The organism is Ruegeria atlantica (assembly GCF_013032005.1).
In the GTDB taxonomy this organism is placed as follows: Bacteria; Pseudomonadota; Alphaproteobacteria; order Rhodobacterales; family Rhodobacteraceae; genus Ruegeria; species Ruegeria atlantica_A.
In genome coordinates, this window is record NZ_WQBE01000001.1 from 339,050 (window position 1) to 352,922 (window position 13,873).

12 protein-coding genes are annotated in these 13,873 nt (G+C 57.3%); 10 read left to right on the forward strand and 2 right to left on the reverse strand.

Annotated features, from left to right (window positions below):
* The first annotated feature begins 5 nt into the window (after positions 1-5).
* The 3 genes from GOX21_RS01625 to GOX21_RS01635 are packed head-to-tail and all read left to right on the forward strand — an operon-like array spanning position 6 to position 3,423.
* The gene (locus GOX21_RS01625) at positions 6-1,040 is read left to right on the forward strand and encodes an LLM class flavin-dependent oxidoreductase (protein ID WP_170375046.1); all 1,035 of its coding nucleotides are present in this window, start codon (positions 6-8) and stop codon (positions 1,038-1,040) included.
* A gap of 8 nt (positions 1,041-1,048) precedes the next feature.
* Positions 1,049-2,527, forward strand: coding sequence for an aldehyde dehydrogenase (locus tag GOX21_RS01630; RefSeq protein ID WP_170375048.1), 1,479 nt, complete (start codon positions 1,049-1,051; stop codon positions 2,525-2,527).
* A gap of 29 nt (positions 2,528-2,556) precedes the next feature.
* Positions 2,557-3,423, forward strand: coding sequence for an urea carboxylase-associated family protein (locus GOX21_RS01635; RefSeq protein ID WP_170375050.1), 867 nt, complete (start codon positions 2,557-2,559; stop codon positions 3,421-3,423).
* On the opposite strand, the gene argE is transcribed toward GOX21_RS01635, so the two are convergent.
* Both argE and GOX21_RS01645 read right to left on the reverse strand, forming a co-directional pair.
* On the reverse strand, positions 3,420-4,577 hold the full coding sequence (argE, locus tag GOX21_RS01640; RefSeq protein ID WP_170375052.1) for an acetylornithine deacetylase: 1,158 nt from the start codon (positions 4,575-4,577) through the stop codon (positions 3,420-3,422). The two genes, GOX21_RS01635 and argE, sit on opposite strands and share 4 nt — an antisense overlap.
* Entirely contained in the window at positions 4,574-5,758 is a 1,185-nt protein-coding gene (locus GOX21_RS01645) for a M24 family metallopeptidase (RefSeq protein ID WP_170375054.1), read from the reverse strand. Before GOX21_RS01645 ends, argE begins: the two co-directional genes overlap by 4 nt.
* Positions 5,759-5,843: 85 nt before the next feature.
* On the opposite strand from GOX21_RS01645, the gene GOX21_RS01650 reads away from it, so the two are divergent.
* The 7 genes from GOX21_RS01650 (at position 5,844) to GOX21_RS01680 (ending at position 13,744) form a co-directional block, all read left to right on the forward strand.
* A complete protein-coding gene (locus tag GOX21_RS01650; protein WP_170375056.1) occupies positions 5,844-6,887 on the forward strand; it encodes a pyridoxal-phosphate dependent enzyme in 1,044 nt (347 codons plus the stop codon).
* The gene (locus GOX21_RS01655) at positions 6,884-8,029 is read left to right on the forward strand and encodes a M24 family metallopeptidase (protein ID WP_170375058.1); all 1,146 of its coding nucleotides are present in this window, start codon (positions 6,884-6,886) and stop codon (positions 8,027-8,029) included. The genes GOX21_RS01650 and GOX21_RS01655 overlap by 4 nt, the downstream gene beginning before the upstream one ends.
* Entirely contained in the window at positions 8,026-8,736 is a 711-nt protein-coding gene (locus tag GOX21_RS01660; protein WP_170375060.1) for a maleate cis-trans isomerase family protein, read from the forward strand. Before GOX21_RS01655 ends, GOX21_RS01660 begins: the two co-directional genes overlap by 4 nt.
* A gap of 146 nt (positions 8,737-8,882) precedes the next feature.
* A complete protein-coding gene (locus tag GOX21_RS01665) occupies positions 8,883-9,974 on the forward strand; it encodes an ABC transporter ATP-binding protein (protein ID WP_170348510.1) in 1,092 nt (363 codons plus the stop codon).
* 110 nt (positions 9,975-10,084) lie between these two features.
* Positions 10,085-11,182: an ABC transporter substrate-binding protein gene (locus GOX21_RS01670; protein WP_170348511.1), complete on the forward strand. Its 1,098-nt coding sequence runs from the start codon at positions 10,085-10,087 to the stop codon at positions 11,180-11,182.
* 70 nt (positions 11,183-11,252) lie between these two features.
* Complete coding sequence (locus GOX21_RS01675) at positions 11,253-12,527, forward strand: ABC transporter permease (protein ID WP_170375062.1); 1,275 nt, start codon at positions 11,253-11,255, stop codon at positions 12,525-12,527.
* Positions 12,528-12,532: 5 nt separating this feature from the next.
* Positions 12,533-13,744: an ABC transporter permease gene (locus tag GOX21_RS01680; RefSeq protein WP_170358184.1), complete on the forward strand. Its 1,212-nt coding sequence runs from the start codon at positions 12,533-12,535 to the stop codon at positions 13,742-13,744.
* Positions 13,745-13,873 lie beyond the last annotated feature (129 nt).

Below are 13,873 nucleotides of genomic sequence, written 5' to 3' on the forward strand. Positions count from 1 at the left end.
GATTGATGGAGTTTTCGCTGTTTGCCCATATGGAACGCCAGACGCCGGATCAGCCGCATGACGTTCTGTATGACGAGTTCGTTAGTCTGGTGAAAATGGCCGATGAGGGCGGGATGCGTGCGGTTTGGACGGGCGAGCATCATGGCATGGAATTCACCATTGCGCCGAATCCGTTCCTGTCTCTGGTCGATCTGGCGCATCATACGAAGAATGTGCGCCTTGGCACGGGTACGGTGGTCGCGCCATTTTGGCATCCGATCAAGCTGGCCGGTGAGGCCGCAGCGGCAGATCAGATCACCAAGGGTCGGATCGAATTGGGAATTGCACGCGGAGCCTATTCCTTTGAATACGAACGTCTGATGCCCGGGATGGACGCATGGGAGGCCGGTCAGAGGATGCGGGAAACCACGCCACTACTGCCACAAATTTGGCAGGGGGACTGCGCGCATGAGGGTGAGTTCTACTCGTTCCCGGCCACGACCTCGGCCCCGAAGCCTCTGCAGAAAGGTGGCCCGCCGATTTGGATCGCGGCGCGTGATCCAAACAGCCACGAGTTCGGCGTCCATAACGGGTTCAACATTCAGGTTACACCGCTGTGGCAGGGGATGGAGGAAATTGAAACGCTGATGGGCCGGTTCAACGGTGCTTGCGATAGCTATGCCGGGCCGCGGCCCAAGATTATGTTGCTGCATCACACCTATGTCGGCAAGGATGACGAAGATGTGGCACAGGGTGTTCAGGATTTGCGGCGGTACTACAACTATTTCGGTGCCTGGTTCCTGAATAAACGCCCGGTCCAGCAGGGTTTGATCGAGCCGATCACACAGGCAGAAATGGACGCCAATCCGATGTATACCACCGAAAAGCTGGGCCGCGATCTGACCGTTGGAACCACGCAGCAGGTGATTGACCGGATCAAACGGTACGAGGATCTGGGATATGATGAGTTTTCGTTCTGGGTCGACAGCGGCATGACTAACGAACGTAAACGCGCCTCTCTGGCGCGGTTCATCGACGACGTTATGCCAGCTTTTCAGTGAGGATCACCATGGGAAATCTTCCGCATTTTCAACTGTTCATTGATGGCAAATGGTCCGAAGGGTCAAACGCACAGGTCATGACATCAGAAAACCCAGCGACGGGGCAGGGATGGGCCACGTTCGCTTGTGCCTCGGCCGCGGATGTCGGTCGCGCAGTTGCGGCTGCCAAACGCGTTCTGGACGATCCGGCGTGGCGGGATATGACGCAGACCGCACGAGGCAAGCTGTTGTACCGACTGGCCGATCTGGTGGCCGAACATGCGACTAAGTTGGGTGAACTGGAGACGACCGATAGCGGCAAGCTGCTGGCGGAAACTTCAGCACAAACGGGTTATGTAGCGGACTACTACCGCTATTTCGCGGGTCTGGCGGATAAGGTCGAAGGAACGGTTCTGCCTATTGACAAGCCCGACATGCACGTCTTTACGACCCGCGAACCTATCGGAGTTGTTGCTGCCATCGTGCCATGGAACGCGCAGATGTTCCTGACGGCGACCAAATTGGGTCCGGCACTGGCGGCGGGGTGCTCGGTCGTTTTGAAAGCTTCAGAAATTGCGCCTGCGCCGATGCTGGAGTTTGCGCGGTTGATTGAACAGGCCGGGTTTCCACCCGGTGTCGTCTCGGTCATCACGGGTGACGCTGAAAACTGCGCCATTCCGCTGACCCGCCACCCGGATATTGACCGTATTGCCTTTACGGGTGGGCCAGAGACTGCGCGGCATGTGGTGCGCAACTCGGCCGAGAACTTTGCTGTCACCTCGTTGGAACTGGGGGGCAAATCCCCGATTCTGGTGTTTGAAGATGCCGATCTGGATGGCGCGGCCAATGGTCTGATCGCCGGGAACTTTGGCGCCTCGGGGCAGAGTTGCGTAGCAGGAACACGAGGTTTGGTGCATCGATCCATTCTGGAACCGCTGATCGAACGGATTGAGCAAAAGGCCAGCGGCATCCGGCTGGGCGACCCACTGCAGGCGGAAACGCATGTGGGGCCGCTCTGCACTGCAACACAGGTGCGACGGATCGAGGAAACGCTGGCCAAAGCGCGCGGGCAGGGCGCGACGGTCCGCTTTGGGGGCGAGATCGCGGATCGACCGGGGAATTACATGAAGCCAACACTGGTTCAGTGCGCCTCGGCTGATACAGAAACGCTAAAGGTCGAAATGTTCGGGCCAGTGATGTCTCTGTTGCCGTTTGATACCGAGGATGAAGCGATCGCGCTGGCGAACAGCACACCTTATGGGCTGGGGTCAGGCGTGTTCACGCAGAATCTCGCGCGGGCGCATCGGGTGTCGAAACGGATCAGAGCAGGGATTTGCTGGGTGAATACGTATCGTGCGATCTCACCGATTGCGCCCTTTGGCGGGTTCAACCAATCGGGCTATGGGCGCGAGGCCGGGGTTGAGGCAATATTGGATTACACCAGAACCAAAACAACCTGGATCAACACCGCGCAAGAGCCGATGGCGAACCCGTTCATTATGCGCTAAGCCTGTGCAAAAGCATGGGGAGAGCGTTGATGAAACTGGTAAACCCGAACTTCGCGGCACCAACGGATGCAGATGACCGCAAGGCCATCCAACCGGTCATTTGCTACCCGCCCGAGACGTTGACGCAACCGGACCTGACCGCGTTGGCCAAACTGCGGCAAGGGGCCAGCAAAACCGCCGAGGCCATCGCAGCGCCACGTGATGCGGCCTGTATCGACGTGCCCGCAGGCGCGTTTGTTCGGGTGTTGTCGGTCGATGGGCCGCAGGTCGGCGACCTGAACATGTGGAGCAAGCACGACCTGTCCGAGCGGTTCTATTCCGGCAAAACCCGCGCTTTGCACGGCACCCATCTGTCGACCGGGGATCGCATGTGGTCGAGCTTTCCCAACATGCGCCCTATGGCGACTGTCGTAGATGATACGCTGGATTGGTACGGGTTCGACGCGTTCGGCGGTTCGGTCCATGACGTAATCGGCACGCGCTGCGATCCCTATACGGGGCGGTTGTTGTCCGGCGACGATTACCATTATTGCTGCCATTCCAACCTGACCCGTGCGCTGGCCAGCCATTGCAACCTGCCGCTGCACGAGGCCGAGATGCTGGTGCATGACGTCCTGAACGTGTTCATGTGTACCGGGTTCACGCGCGACACCGGGCAGTATTTCATGAAGGCCAGCCCGGTGCGCCCCGGTGACTATCTTGAGTTCTACGCCGAGATCGATTTGATCGTCGGTCTTTCGGCCTGTCCCGGAGGGGATTGTTCGTCAGAGCATTCCTCGGACGCTGCCGCCTGCTATCCGCTGGTGATGGAGGTCTATGATCCCGGTGAAGATGCGCGCGCCGCGCATGTGCAACCCGCGCGCTCAGCCTATGACCGCACGCACGGAGCCAGTTAAGCGATCAGGCGGCGGCCCAGGCGGTTCAGCATTCGGCAGCACAGATCAAGCTGCTCGATCTCGACATACTCGTCCGCTTTGTGCGCTTGGGTGATCGAGCCCGGCCCGCAGACAATGGCATGTACGCCCAGTTGCTGAAACAGGCCGGCCTCGGTGGCGAAAGCGACGACGCCAGTGCCATTGGCGCCGGTCAGTTCGGCCACCAATTCGCGCGCGGCGTTTTCGTCCATGGGTTCAAGCCCTTCGACCTCGGCCACGGCTTCTTGCGTGATGCTCGCGTCGGGGTGGACGGCCTGCATTTCGGGCAACAAGCTGTGCTTGACGTAATCTGATAGGGTGCTTCTGACCAGTTCGGCGTCGCTGGATTGAACGGGGCGCATTTCCCACGCGACCTCGGCTTTGCTGGCGATGACATTATGGGCAACACCGCCCGAGATGCGCCCGACATTGACCGTGGTCCAGGGCGGTTCAAACGGGCTGCCCTTTGGCGCGCGCGATTTCAAGATATGACGCAGCTCCAGTAGTTTGCCGATATAGCGCGCCGCGTATTCAGCCGCATTGACGCCGTCATCAGGGGCCGAACTATGCCCTTCAAGCCCAACGAAAATGGTGGTGTATTCGAAGCAGCCCTTGTGCCCTTCGATCACGCGCATCTCGGTTGGTTCGCCGATGATCGCGATGTCTGGTACGATGCCGCGTTCGGATAGGTCACTGACAAGGTTCTGCGCGCCCAGACAGCCGGTTTCTTCGTCATAGGTAAAGGCGAAATGCAGCGGTTGGGTCAGCTTTCTTACGTCCAGCGTTTCGGCAAAAGCCAGCGCGGCGGCGATAAACCCTTTCATGTCACAGGTGCCGCGACCGTAGAGTTTGCCGTCTCTCTCGGTCATCTCAAACGGGTTCGTGGCCCAGTCCTGATCGGCCACCGGAACCACATCCGTATGGCCTGACAGCAGGATGCCGCCCGCCATATCTGGGCCAAGCGTGGCAAAGACATTGGCCTTTTTCCCGGTCGCGTCCCGCGTTTCGATACAGCGCGCGCCCAAAGCTTCAAGGCGTTCGGTTAAATAGCGGATGATCTCAAGGTTGCTGTCAGCGGACACCGTTTCAAAGGCGATCAGGTCCGCAAGGATTTCCGTGGTTCTTAGCAGGGTCATGGCTTAACGAACAGTTTTCGCGGCCGGTTGCAAAAGCACTCCGCGGCTCCGGTTTTGGTGATCAGGATCGACTCGGTGATCTCAAGCCCCCAGTCGTCCATCCAGAGGCCCGGCATGAAATGAAAGGTCATGCCGGGTTCCAGAAAAGTCTCATCCTCGGGGCGCAATGAGATGGTGCGCTCGCCCCAATCCGGCGGATAGCTGAGGCCAATCGGATAGCCACACCGCGCACCGCGTTCGATTCCGGCGCGTTCCAAAGGGGCAGCCAGAGCCAACGCAATATCCCGCGCCTGATTGCCCGCGCGGGCAGCGTCCAGCCCGGCCTCTAGCCCTTCGACCAACGCCGCTTCGGCTCGCAGCAGATAATCGGGTGGTTGACCCAGAAAAACTGAGCGGCAGAAAGGCGCGTGGTAGCGGCGGTAACAGCCAGAGAGTTCAAAGAATGTGCATTCTCCGGATTTGAACGGCGCACCATCCCATGTCAGATGCGGGGCCGCAGCATCCGAGCCCGAAGGCAGCAGCGGCACGATGGCGGCATAGTCCCCCCAATCCTCGCCCACACCCAGGATCGCATCGTGGTAAATCTGCGCGACCAGTTCGTTCTTATGTAGGCCGGGTTCGATCCGGTCAAGCACACCGTCGATAACATGTTCCGAGATCCGCGCGGCCTTGCGCATCAGGGCAATTTCTTCATCCGATTTCACCGCACGTTGCCAATTCACCAGCCCATTCGCATCGGCCAGTTCGGCCTGCGGCAGTTCGGCCATCAAGGTCAGATGCGCCTTGGCCGAGTAATAGTAGTTGTCCAATTCGACACCGATCCGACCCGCTGCCAGTCCACAGTCCCGGATCACAGCCGCAAAGTCCTGCATCGGGTGGCGGACGGTCGATTGCACATAGTGATCCGCGTATCCGCGAATCCGATCGTCTTTCATCCAGACCGTGCGCCGCGCGCCGTTGGCGTCCTGATTGCGGCCCCACCAAATCGGGTCACGGTCATGCAGAACCAATACGCCCTGATGCACGTAGAATGACCAACCCTCATATCCCGTCAGCCATGTCATATTAGACGGGTCTTCAATGAACAGCGCATCCAGACCAGCTGCTGCCATGGCAGCACGCGTCTTTGCCAGCCGACGATCATACTCAGATGGGCTGAATGCCGGATTGGCATGGGCCATGGGACGCTCCTGTGGTGACCGAGTTTTGTTGACAGAACTTGACGAATCCGATCACGTCAATGGGCAACTCAGGAAAGACGCTCAATTGAAAATCACATCCAACCCTCATCGCGGCGGCCAGAAACTGATCGAGGCCGCACCGTACCCTTCGACCAATGTCGCGCGCGCGTCAGAATTGATCGCACGCTGCCTGTCGGACAAAGAAACGCCTCTGACCGAAGTGAAGGGGTTGGCCGATGTCGCACACCTGTGGGCAAAGGATGAACGTGGTCGGATGGATCTGGGGTCGTTCAAAGCCTTGGGTGCGGCCTATGTCATCGCGCGCCATGCGGCGGTTATCGCGGAAAACCCGGACGCCTCGACACTGGCGGGTCGGACCTATGTCACCGCCAGTGCAGGCAATCACGGCCTAAGCGTCGCGTCCGGTGCGAGCCGTTTCGGGGCCAATTCTGTCGTTTATATCGCAGACACCGTACCCGAAAGTTTTGCCGAACGCCTGCGCGCTCAGGGTGCTGATGTTGTGCGCGAGGGCGTGGACTATGCCGCCAGCATGGAGGCCGCAAGTAAAGCAGCGCAGGATAACGGATGGATATTGCTGTCGGACAGTTCGTGGGAGGGGTATTACGAACTGCCGCATACTCTGATGGAGGGGTACCTGCAGATGGCCGCCGAAGCTGTGCGCCAATGCCCGCAAGTGCCGACCCATATCATGTTGCAGGCCGGTGTTGGTGGTTTGGCCGGAGCGGCCGCAGCCTATATGAGGACGGCTTGGGGGCAAGAACCTCAGATCATCGTTGTCGAACCTGATGCAGCTCCGGCCTTGCAGGCCAGTATCGAGGCTGGCGCCTGCGTGTTCGCCGATGGCCCTGACAGCGTCATGGGGCGTCTCGATTGCAAGGAACCGTCTCTGATTGCCTTGAACGGATTGGCCAGAGATGCCGACAGTTTCCTGACCCTGACCGATGAGCAGGTGACTGAACATCTTCCCGCAATGGCCGATGCTGGCATCGCTACAACGGCTTCGGGCGGGGCGGGGGTTGCCGCCGTGATGAATGCCGATGCGCGGGCGGGTCTGGGCATCGAGCCAAATGCTCGTGTTCTGTGCATTATCTCAGAGATTGCCGAATGAGGGGCTTTGAAGCGTCCGAATTCCAGTCGCGGACCGAGCGTGCGCAACATCGGATGGCGCAAGAGGGGCTGTCGGCGCTGTTGCTGACCACAGAACCCGAGGTTCGCTATTTTACAGGGTATCTGACCCGGTTTTGGGAAAGCCCGACGCGCCCGTGGTACCTGATCGTGCCTGCAACTGGCAAACCGATCGCCGTCATCCCATCGATCGGGGCGGCATTGATGGCGACAACCTGGATCGAAGACATTCGCACCTGGAGCGCGCCGGACTTGACCGACGATGGTGTTAGCCTGCTGGCCGACGCTTTGTTCGAAATCTGCCCTGCAGATGCGGTAATCGGTCTGCCGGATGGTCACGAAACCCATGTTCGCATGCCTTTGGCCGATCTTAACAGGTTGCAGGAAAGGTTGGGTTCCCGTCGTCTGGGCAGTGACGAAGGTATTCTCCGTGCGCTGCGGATGGTGAAATCCGAGGCAGAGATTGCCAAGATCGAAACCGCCTGCGCAATCGGGGGCAGGGCCTTTCAACGCGTGCCCGAGATCGCCGCTGAAGATGTTGCTTTGGACGAGGTGTTCCGCCGTTTTCAGATGCTGTGCCTTGAGGAAGGCGCGGATTGGGTGCCGTATCTGGCTGGCGGGGCCGAGCAGGGCGGGTATGCCGATGTGATTTCTCCAGCCCGTCCAACCGCATTGGTGCCGGGGGATGTTTTAATGCTGGACACGGGCTTGGTGTGGGACGGGTATTTTTGCGATTACGACCGCAATTGGTCGGTCGGGCAGGCGTCGGCGCAGGTGCGCGACGCTTATGCCACGTTGATCGAAGCATCAGATGCGGGGTTTGAAGCGGCACGCCCAGGCGCAACTGCAGCTGATCTGTTCCACGCAATGAACGCGATCTTGTCCCGAAACAGCGAAGACACCGGTGCAGGGAGGTTGGGACATGGCCTTGGCATGTCGTTGACGGAATGGCCTTCTCTGATCCCATCGGATCACACGGTATTGGAACCCGGGATGGTCCTGACATTAGAGCCAGGCATCGCCGTGGGCGATAAAATACTGGTCCACGAAGAAAATATCGTCATCACGCAAGGCGCACCGCGCTTTATCAGCCCAAGAGTCGGCGCGGAGTTGCCCCAGATATGAGCTATCTTCCCTATACGTTGGATGCGGATGATCCAGCTGCCTCACCAATGGGTCTGATCGTTTTGCAAACGGATGAGACCATTGAGCCAGAGTTCAATGCCTATTTCGCCGATCGAACCTATCCGATCTATGTCTCGCGTATTCCAAGTGGGACAGAGGTTACGACTGATACCTTGGCGCAAATGGAAAAGGCTTTGCCCGCAGCGGCGGATTTGCTGCCGAAAATTCGCCCCTACAAGGTGGTTGGATATGGATGCACATCCGCCAGTTCCGTCATCGGATCCGAACAGGTCGAGCGTATGGTGCAAGAGACCTGCAATACTGCTGTGGTCACCAACCCTTTGCGTGCCGCATCGGCCTGCGCGGCGCATTTGGGAGTCTCAAAATTCGCGCTGCTGTCGCCATATATACAAGATGTGAACGAACCATTACGTCGGGCATTCGCCGAAAACGGGGTTTCAATGGATGTTTTCGGTTCGTTCGGAGAGGCTGAAGAATCGAAAGTTGTGCGCATTTCGCGGCGCTCTGTGGTTGATGCAGCGCTCAAGCTTGGGGCTGATTCTTCGGTTGAAGCTATTTTTCTAAGCTGCACAAATCTAAGAACTTTTGATGCGATCTGTGAGATTCAGGAGCGGCTAGGAAAGCCGGTTTTGTCCAGCAATCAAAGCCTTGCGTGGCACATGCGGGAACTGAATTCGCATCAATGAAGGGGTGACCGTATCCAAAATTGTAGTGCTTCAAATATATTTTTGGTTGCACGGCGCGCCCTGCATGTCCTTAAATGTCCCCAATGGTCTTTGAGATCCGGATAAACCGGGCAACCAACAGACCGCACAGGGAGCCAAGTCGGTATATGTCCAATGACGCTGCGTTCGTCGAGTTTCAACGTGTCCAGAAGTCTTATGATGGTGAAATACTCGTTGTAAAAGATCTAAACCTCTCGTTGCCAAAAGGTGAGTTTCTGACAATGTTGGGCCCGTCAGGGTCTGGCAAGACAACTTGCCTGATGATGTTGGCAGGGTTTGAAACCGCCACACATGGCGAGATCATGTTGGACGGGAAACCGATCAACAATATTCCCCCGCATAAACGTGGAATCGGGATGGTGTTCCAGAACTATGCCCTGTTTCCGCACATGACGGTGGCCGAAAACCTGTCCTTTCCTTTGGAAGTGCGGAAAATGGGCAAGGATCAGCGCGAGGAAAAGGTCAAGCGCGCGCTGGATATGGTTCAGATGGGGGCCTTTGGCAGCCGCCGCCCGGCGCAGCTTTCGGGTGGTCAGCAACAGCGTATCGCCTTGGCGCGGGCGCTGGTCTTCGAACCCGAATTGGTGCTGATGGACGAACCGCTGGGCGCGCTGGACAAACAGCTGCGCGAACATATGCAGTTTGAAATCACCCGACTGGCGCATGAGCTTGGGATCACCACGGTCTATGTGACACACGACCAGACCGAAGCGTTGACGATGTCGGACCGTGTCGCAGTGTTTGACGATGGGCGCATTCAGCAATTGGCCCCACCCGATCTTCTGTACGAAGAACCCGAAAATAGCTTCGTTGCGCAGTTTATTGGCGAAAACAATACGTTGGAAGGCGTTGTTAAATCCATCGACGGCGATTCATGCGTGGTGGCTTTGGACGATGGGTCTGAGATTGACGCCAAACCGGTAAACGTCCACAACCCGGGAGATCGGACCAAGGTTTCCATCCGCCCCGAACGGGTCGAGTTCAACAAAGATCGTCTGCACGCCGATGCGCATACGCTGAAGGCAACGGTCAAAGAATTCATCTATATGGGTGACGTGTTCCGCTTCCGCCTGTCTGTTGCGGGGAACGACGATTTCATCATCAAAACCCGAAACGCGCCGGATGCGGTAAAACTGCAGCCGGGCCAAGAGGTTGAAATCGGCTGGCTGGCCCATGATTGCCGGGCGCTTGACGCCTGAGCAAGGAAATACCCGCGCGCTCTGCCCGGACGCGCGGGATATCAGATGATCAGGCACCCCGTGACCTGATCTGAAAAGCTAAAATTAACGGGAATAACAGGGAGTTAACAATGAAAGTTACCAAAACCACTCTATTGGCGAGTGCGGTTGCCGCAATTGCTGGTGGCGCTATGGCCGAAGAGATGACAATCGTCTCGTGGGGCGGCGCGTATTCCAAATCGCAGTTGAAAGCGTATCACGAGCCCTATTCGGAAAAGACTGGTGTTACCATTCTGAATGATGACAGCTCGCCCGAAGGTGTTGCTAAGCTGCGCGCTATGAACGAAGCGGGCAACGTCACGTGGGACGTTGTCGATCTTGAAGCCGCTGACAATATTCGTGCCTGCGACGAAGGTCTGATCATTGAAATCGACCCGGACGTGCATTTGGCTCCTGCGCCCGATGGGACACCTGCGTCTGAGGACTTTGGTGATCAACTTGTCTCACCTTGCTATATTCCGACGATCGTATACTCGACAACCTTCGGCTATCGCACCGATATGGTGCCAGAAGGTGTAGAGCCTCCGACCGGAGCGTGCGATGTATTCGACCTTGAGAAGTATCCAGGCAAACGCGCACTCAACAAACGCCCAATCGCCAATATGGAATGGGCCCTGCTTTGTGATGGCGTAGCGTACGAAGACGTATATGACACGCTTGAAACTGAAGAGGGTGTTGAACGTGCGTTGGCCAAGCTGGACACGATCAAGGACCAGACGATCTGGTGGTCGGCCGCCGCCGAGCCGGTTCAGCTTTTGGCTGATGGCGAGATCTTTATGGGGTCCACCTATAATGGCCGTCTGTTCTCGATGATTGTCGAGCAGAATCAGCCTGTTGGCATGGCTTGGGACTGGCAGATGTTTGATCTGGACGGCTGGGCGATCCCGGCTGGTCTGAGCCCTGAGCGTGAGGCACGGGCCTTGGATTACATCCGGTTCTCGTCCGATACACAGCGTCTGGCGGATCAGGCAAAATACATTTCGTATGGTCCGGCACGTAAGTCCTCGGCGCCTCTGGTCGATAAGCATGCCGATCTGGGTATCGACATGGCACCGCACATGCCGACCGATCCGCGTAACGCGAAGAACACCTTTGTGAACAACTACGAATGGTGGGCTGACTACCGCGATGATCTGGACGCACGTTTCCAGGCCTGGCTGTCGCAGTAACCTTTCAAGTTCAAAAAAACAGTCAGGGGGCGGCACGCTGCCCCTTGACCCATAAAACCAAGGGGCACTGATGACTGACGCAAGCCAAAACGCAGGACCGATGCTGGCCGCGGACGGAACGCCGCTCAAGCAATCTCTGGCACGTTCACTAAGACGGCAAAAGCTGCGCGCTCTGTTATTGATTGCGCCCCTTCTTCTGTTCGTTCTGTTCTCGTTCATAATTCCGATTGCGTCGATGCTATTCCGTTCGGTGGAAAACGGTATCGTGGAAAAAACGCTGCCTCTGACGGTCGTGGCGTTAGAAAATTGGGATGAAAAAAGCGGCGAACTGCCGGACGAGGCCGTCTATGACGCCTTTGTCAATGATATGATCGTTGCGGTTGCTGAAAAGAAACACACCCGGTTGGGATCACGGTTGAACTATGAAGAACCGGGCATCTCGTCCCTGTTCCGTAAATCCGGTCGAAAAATCCGGAAATGGGACCCTGAAGCGGATGCGCCGTTCAAAGAAAAGCTTATTGACGCGGACAAAGGATGGGGGGACGTCGAAAACTGGCGTGTGATCAAGACCCATTCCCGAAACGTGACCCCCGGCTATTTTCTTGCAGCCGTCGATTTAAGGCTGACGCCCGACGGCGTTGCTGCGCAGCCAGAAGACAAGCAGATACTTGTAAAGCTGTTTGGCCGTACGCTGTTCATGTCCCTGATCATTACTGGGTCCTGTATCCTGTTGGCCTATCCGGTTTCCTACCTGTTGGCGAATTTGCCGATGCGTGTTTCGAACATGCTGATGATCCTGGTGCTGTTGCCCTTCTGGACATCGCTTCTGGTGCGAACTTCGGCTTGGAAAGTGATGCTGCAACAACAAGGTGTCATTAACGAAACTCTGGTTTGGCTTGGGTTGGTCGCAGATGATGCGCGACTTGTGATCATCAACAACCAGATCGGCACGATCGTCGCGATGACGCATATCCTGCTGCCGTTCATGATCCTGCCGATGTATTCGGTGATGCAGACGATCCCGCCGTCTTATACCCGTGCGGCCAAGTCGATGGGGGCCACCAACTGGACTACTTTCTGGCGGATTTACTTCCCACAATCAATTCCGGGAATTGGGGCCGGTTCGATCCTCGTGTTCATTCTGGCCATTGGCTACTACATCACGCCCGAGATCGTGGGTGGTACCAAGGGTGTCTTCATCTCGAACCGGATTGCGTATCACATCTCGTCCTCGCTGAACTGGGGACTGGCTGCGGCGTTGGGGACGATCCTGCTGGCGGTCGTCATGCTACTGTACTGGTGCTACGACAAGATCGTGGGCATCGATAACGTGAAATTGGGATAAATATCATGGCAGCACTTACACCAATATCCCGCAAGCCGTTGTCGATGGTTCTGCCCACAGTCGCCGCCGCCGGAGGTTTCCTCGGCATGTTCGTCGGGGCCGGGCAGGGCAGTGCCCTGCTGGGCATCCTGATAGGTGCCGCGCTGATGGCGGCGCTGGCCTGGGTCTATATCACGGTTCTGGACAATGAACGTGTCGCACGCTGGATCACCATTCTTGGGATGGGGGTGATCGGTTTTCTGTTCGCCGGATTCACGGGGTTGATCGTCGGCTTGCTGGCCGGTTGGTTCTTTGCCTTCTTCATCTTCTGGCTGTACGAGGGGCGCTATCGGCAAAGGCTGCTGCCCTATTTGACGGGCCAGCAGGTGTTTGGACATTACCTGTTTCGGGTTATCTGCGGCGCGATCTTCGTGTTCCTGATCACGCCCATCCTTGTGGTTTTGCCGCTATCGTTCAACGCACAGGACTTCTTTACCTTCACGCCTGAGATGCTGCGTTTGGACCCCGAAGGCTACTCGCTCAAGCATTACCGTGATTTCTTCACCAACAATGAATGGCAGCGCAGCTTCAAAAACTCGCTGATTATCGCGCCAATCGCGACCATCATTTCGGTTTCACTGGGGACGCTGGCTGCCATTGGTCTCAGCCAGTCGCACGTGCCCGGTCGTCGGGCGATCATGGGTATCCTGATCTCACCCATGATTGTGCCGCTGATCATTTCGGCTACGGGTATGTTCTTTTTCTACAGCGACATCGGTCGTTTCATGGAGGGAACATTGGGCATGGACAAGAACTTTGTCGGATACATCAAAGTTGTTCTGGCTCATGCGGTTCTGGGTATTCCGTTCGTTATCATTACGGTGACGGCGACGTTGGTCGGGTTTGACCGATCCCTGACTCGGGCCGCGGCGAATATGGGGGCAGGGCCAGTACGGACCTTCTTCAAAATCCAGATGCCGCTGATCTTGCCGGGCGTAATCTCGGGTGGCTTGTTCGCCTTCATCACGTCGTTTGATGAGGTTGTTGTGGTTCTGTTCGTCGGTTCGGCCAGTCAGAAAACGTTGCCCTGGCAGATGTTCACTGGCCTGCGCGAGCAGATCAGCCCGACCATTCTGGCGGTTGCGACCATTCTTGTTGTGATCTCGATCGCGCTGTTGACTACGGTCGAACTGCTGCGGCGTCGGTCTGAACGCTTGCGGGGTCTCAGCCCGGCTTGACGCGACTCGAAAGCTGATTTAGCGATTTCACCATGAACCTCGGTCACGATGGCGTCGTGACGCAACGCGGGGTGCATGGCTCTCGGTTCCCGAGGCCGCTTGTCCTGAACGCCGGGACTTGTGGCCGGG